Annotated in this window: 6 protein-coding genes; 1 reads left to right on the top strand and 5 read right to left on the bottom strand. The window is 63.6% G+C overall.

What is annotated here, in order from left to right:
- The 5 genes from AAFP05_RS11570 to AAFP05_RS11550 form a co-directional block, all read right to left on the bottom strand.
- Complete coding sequence (locus AAFP05_RS11570) at positions 1 to 432, bottom strand: hypothetical protein (RefSeq protein WP_341730022.1); 432 nt, start codon at positions 430 to 432, stop codon at positions 1 to 3.
- A gap of 104 nt (positions 433 to 536) precedes the next feature.
- Positions 537 to 2,375 carry a DUF2207 domain-containing protein gene (locus AAFP05_RS11565; RefSeq protein WP_341730021.1) on the bottom strand — a complete coding sequence of 613 codons (1,839 nt, stop codon included), beginning with the start codon at positions 2,373 to 2,375 and terminating at the stop codon, positions 537 to 539.
- A gap of 69 nt (positions 2,376 to 2,444) precedes the next feature.
- The gene (locus tag AAFP05_RS11560) at positions 2,445 to 2,612 is read right to left on the bottom strand and encodes an S-layer homology domain-containing protein (RefSeq protein ID WP_341730020.1); all 168 of its coding nucleotides are present in this window, start codon (positions 2,610 to 2,612) and stop codon (positions 2,445 to 2,447) included.
- A 111-nt stretch (positions 2,613 to 2,723) separates the two neighbouring features.
- Positions 2,724 to 3,149, bottom strand: a complete 426-nt coding sequence (locus AAFP05_RS11555; RefSeq protein ID WP_341730019.1) for a type II toxin-antitoxin system VapC family toxin — start codon at positions 3,147 to 3,149, stop codon at positions 2,724 to 2,726.
- Positions 3,149 to 3,388 (bottom strand): AbrB/MazE/SpoVT family DNA-binding domain-containing protein, encoded by a 240-nt coding sequence (locus AAFP05_RS11550; RefSeq protein ID WP_341730018.1) that lies wholly within the window; start codon positions 3,386 to 3,388, stop codon positions 3,149 to 3,151. Before AAFP05_RS11550 ends, AAFP05_RS11555 begins: the two co-directional genes overlap by 1 nt.
- Before the next feature lie 404 nt (positions 3,389 to 3,792).
- On the opposite strand from AAFP05_RS11550, the gene AAFP05_RS11545 reads away from it, so the two are divergent.
- A complete protein-coding gene (locus AAFP05_RS11545) occupies positions 3,793 to 4,023 on the top strand; it encodes a hypothetical protein (RefSeq protein ID WP_341730017.1) in 231 nt (76 codons plus the stop codon).
- Positions 4,024 to 4,382: the final 359 nt, after the last annotated feature.

Below are 4,382 nucleotides of genomic sequence, written 5' to 3'. Positions count from 1 at the left end.
CTACACGATGCTGCGCGGTTCCCTCCGGCGGTGCGAGCCGCGCACCTTCCGCGATCTCCACGCGGCAATGATCGCCCAGGCGAGCAGGATGCCCGTCCAATCAGCGAGCAGATCGTGCCAGTCGCCGGCGCGTCCGTCGATCCAGAACAGCTGGACGAGTTCGGAGACCGGGGCGTGAGCTGCGGGTATTGCGATGGCCAGCCAAGTCGGCCAGCCGGCCAGCAGACCCGTCAGGGCCACCAGCCCGAACGAGGTGCCGTGCACGATCTTGTCGAAACCGGGCTCACCCATCGCGGTGGGGCCCGGCAGCGGACGAAGCAGCTCCCACAGCGGAGCCAAGAAGCCCGGCCCGCCACCGACATCAGGGGTATAGAGAAGGTAGAACTGGGCGGCGACCAGCACCACCCAGACCACCATCCATCCCTTGCGCATCTCGCCCATTATCCCGCAGGGACGACAGGGGCTCGTCGGTGCCGTTTGTTTGAGCGTTGCACGCAGGCTCACGTCTGCCCTTCGCGGGGGCGATTGCAGGACGGTTAGATCCCCCGACCCCCGCCGCCGCCTCCGCCACCACCGGAGAACCCACCGCCGGACGATCCCCCGCCGAATGATGAGAACGAACTGCCCGATCCACTGCCGGAGCCCAGGCTGGGAGCCGGCGGGGTGACCGGTGCGGACTGAACCCTGGTATCGAAGTCGTAGATCGGAGGCAACCAGGTGTGGGTCCGTCTGCCTTGCCATTCGAACCAATCAGGCTGGGACTCGGCATAGTAGCGCTCGAGTACTTCCTGCCATTCGCGCTCGATCCCGAACAGCACCGCGTACGGCAGCAACCGCTCGTAGAGATCGGCGACGCCTTGCGCCACGTCCGTGGAACCGCTCGGACTCTGCGCGACGCGCAGACGATCAGCGTCGGCCAGCTGCATGTAGGCGCGCAGCCCGTTCAGGTGATCGAGCAGTTCGCTGCCGAGTTCGGTGGGCCAACTGGCCTTGTTGAGCATGCTCGTCGCCAGCACGATACCGATGAGCGCCACGAAGATGGCTACCACTCCCCCGCCGATGGCCAGCGCTCCGCCACCGGTCACAGCTATCTGCAGGCACAGCAGGACAGCGCCAAGCAGCAGCGATACGACGATCGTCCAGGTAACCCACCTCGGTGCCGTCTTCAGCAGCCCCTGCTGTTTGACGCCGGTCTTCGTCCGGGAGACCAGCGCACGCGCGGTGTCGCCGAGGTCGGTGTTCGATGAGCTGAACCACGTCGTCCGACCAGAGCGCGGATCGCTTTTGGCCTTGAGGTCTCCGAATAGTCGCCGATAGGTCCATTTCTCGTCGGGGAGCAGGGATCGCTGGTCGACGGCCTTGATACCGTACCTTTCCTTCGTGGAGTCATACATCAAGATGAGTTTGCGTCGCACCGCGAAGTCGAGCAGCGTCGCGGTCATCGTCTTGTCGGTCACGCCCAGCATCTCGGCGGCCTCGGCCATGCTGATCATCTCCGGAGGGTCATAGCGCGGGACGATCTCGACGTCGCTGCGAGATTCTCGGCGCCGGCTGATCATGGCGATGAAAAGGCCGAAGGACGCCGCCAGTCCCGCCACGCCGCCGACCACAAGGACAGGGAAGCGCTCGAGGAACGGCTTGGGGCGCTCCGCGAATGTGCCGGGGACGAAGCCCACCGCCATCGTGAGGTTCTCACCCGGCGTGAGGTCATGCTCCTCCACAGTGAGAACGTCATCATCGCGGACGATTCCTCCGGGGCATTGCTGCTTGGATCCAAGTCGACCCAGATAGCAGGTGCTCGCGCCGGTCAGCTGGTCGGCGAGTCCATCGGTCAGCGTCAACTGCGCGCTGACCTGCCCAAACGGCTGCGCCCAGCCGGTGCCGTTGGTGTCCCAGTAGAACTCGTCGGCATCGCTGTCCTCGAAGAAGCGCGTGACGTCACGCTGGGTGTACTCGATCACATAATGCTGAGTTCCGTGGACGAATTGTCCCTTGGGCACGGCCATCGTGACCGACAGGAAGTCTCCATACTTATCGGTGCTGAACTCGCGCGGCGCGCCGGTCTGGTCGGTGACGCTGATGACTTCGAGATCAGTCGGGTGATCGTCATAGACGCGCGGGAGATCGCGGATGATGCCGCGGTTTTGGTCAAAATCGGGAAACAGAACCTCGATCTCTTCGGTCGTGTGAAGGGTCGACCGGCCTTCGGCATCGCGACCGAGCACGTAGTCAGCGTGGAAACTGGTGACGGTGAAATCGTCCACATCGGCGTGCGCGGGTGCCGGAGAACCGAAGATACCCGCTGCGAAGAGCACCATCAGGGCGGCAATGACGGCCGCGTTCACCGGTCTGTTCGCTACTCGTCGATGCTGCATGCTCGAAGCCTAAACGGAGCCGGGTCCGAGCCTTCGACGATCGAGCGCAATACCGAGGCGAACCGCCGGTCAGATCTCGCTGAGCCGGTACAAGAATGCAGCCATCGCATCACGCATGACCGGCGTCACAGGACGGTAACTACCATCGGACCAGCCGGTGGAGATCCCGGTCGAGTGAAGCCACATCACCTGGGCGAAGAACTGATCGGACGGTGTGATGTCGGTGAACGGTGACACGGTCGGCGCAGTGAATGCCGGGGTGATCTGGGCCGTTCAGCCGATGGCTGCCGGATTGTGCTGGCCTCTGGTGTGGCTGCACGACGTGCGCGCATCGGCCCCACGCTGCGATCAACCGCCTGAGACCAGCACTTTCACCCGCGCACCAACCGCTTCGTAGGTAGGCCTGGCCCGCCCATCACGGGTGACAAGAACGGCGTTGTATGAGCGGGCAGTCAATGCGACAAGCCCGTCATAGGTCGCTCCACCCGAGACACCGCACTGGGCCAACTCGCCGTGCACCTCACTCGCGAGCGCCTCGGGCAGCATTGGACGGTGCGGAAAGTTGTCATCGATCAGGCTCACCGCGTCAGCAGGACTCACCCGCGCGTCCCCGGGCAGCCTCGTCAAGACCGCATACGTCTCTGCGAGCGCATGACCGCACAACCCAAGCAGGCGTCCACGCGCCCAAGAGGAGACGATTCCGTGCGCTTCGTGCGAGGCCACGAGCAGGGGCACGGCCACGCTGGCATCGAGCACCCATCGTGGCTCGTTCATCAACGCCGCACCGAATCGACCAATGCGAACATCACATCGTCAGTAATAACGGTCTCAGACGCCGCCACCAGACGACCATCCTCGCCCCGTTCCAGCCGGGCGGTGCGACCACCTGGCATTATCTGGATACCGCTGCCATATGGCGATAGCTCCACCGTCGAGCCGGGAGTCAGCCCGAGAGCATCCCGCAGGCCCTTCGGCAGCAGGACTCGGCCGCCAGAGTCAATGGTCGCTTTCATGGGATTACCTTACCATCTTGATCCCATCGATCGAGTCAGACCAGCGGGACGCATACAGCCCCACCCCCGACTCCCTGACTCGATTCGGCGTGTGAGCGCGCCGAAAGACAGCTACAGGCCATTTCTGCCTCCCCGCATTGAGGCCTCCGGCACTCGAACCGATCTGGGTTTGGACGCTCGACTCATGTATAGTGCTCCGCATGATGATGACCGTTAGCATGTCGGCCGGAGTGGCCGCAGCTGCGTCATCGATGTCCTCCTTGGGCTGTTGTCAGTCGTGTTGCCGCCTACGCGGCGCCCGCTCCTGATCCTTCAGATCTGACCGAAGGGCCCTGACAACGCACCTGGGCCGGGAGCTGGGTAGTACCCCTTCCGACAACCCTTCACACCAGGAGCACAAAGTCATGACTCTCGATCTTCTTTTCATTGGCGCAGATACTGGACGCGGAGCCCTCTCCCAATTCGCTGCCGAAGTCGGCGTGAGCTACCGGCTCATTGCTCAGCGGATCACCACCATGGAGATCTTTCCTGTCAGTGTGCTGACCGTCGAGTTGGACGCTGACGCCACCGGCCTTGATGCTGCCGCCTCATGGTTCGCCCGCCGCGGGATCCACCAGTTGACACCCGCGGCCTGAGCAGCAGTTGGGCACCTACCGAGCTGGCTCAGCTATTCCGGACGACCAGTGCTGCTCCAGATGCGTTGGCCTCGACCAGTTCCGCATTTCGCTGGTCCGAAACCGTGGCCCGGCGGTATGCCTCCGGCTCGGAATCTTTGAAACGCATATGCCGCTCCACCAGGCGCTGGATCCGCACGTCGGCAGCAGCGTGGCGGTGACTGCCTCGTCCACACGAGTTCTGGTGTCAGCACAGTCTCCATTCTGCGCGAACCTGGCAGGCCCAGCAGAGCTACCGAGTTCAGTCACCTGTGCGAAACATCGCGCAAGTGGTGGACGAGTTCGTGCAAGAAGTATGCGGCAAGCGACTCGACGGTGAA

This window comes from Brooklawnia sp. (assembly GCF_032229645.1).
Classification (GTDB): Bacteria; Actinomycetota; Actinomycetes; order Propionibacteriales; family Propionibacteriaceae; genus Brooklawnia.
Note: the sequence above shows the minus strand (reverse complement) of the source record. Positions and strands in the feature narration are given on the sequence as shown.

Coding starts and splice junctions, on each gene's coding strand:
- AAFP05_RS11555 (WP_341730019.1), bottom strand. CDS start 3,149: ATGAACGAGCCACGATGGGTGCTCGATGCCAGCGTGGCCGTGCCCCTG.
- AAFP05_RS11570 (WP_341730022.1), bottom strand. CDS start 432: ATGCGCAAGGGATGGATGGTGGTCTGGGTGGTGCTGGTCGCCGCCCAG.
- AAFP05_RS11550 (WP_341730018.1), bottom strand. CDS start 3,388: ATGAAAGCGACCATTGACTCTGGCGGCCGAGTCCTGCTGCCGAAGGGC.
- AAFP05_RS11545 (WP_341730017.1), top strand. CDS start 3,793: ATGACTCTCGATCTTCTTTTCATTGGCGCAGATACTGGACGCGGAGCC.
- AAFP05_RS11565 (WP_341730021.1), bottom strand. CDS start 2,375: ATGCAGCATCGACGAGTAGCGAACAGACCGGTGAACGCGGCCGTCATT.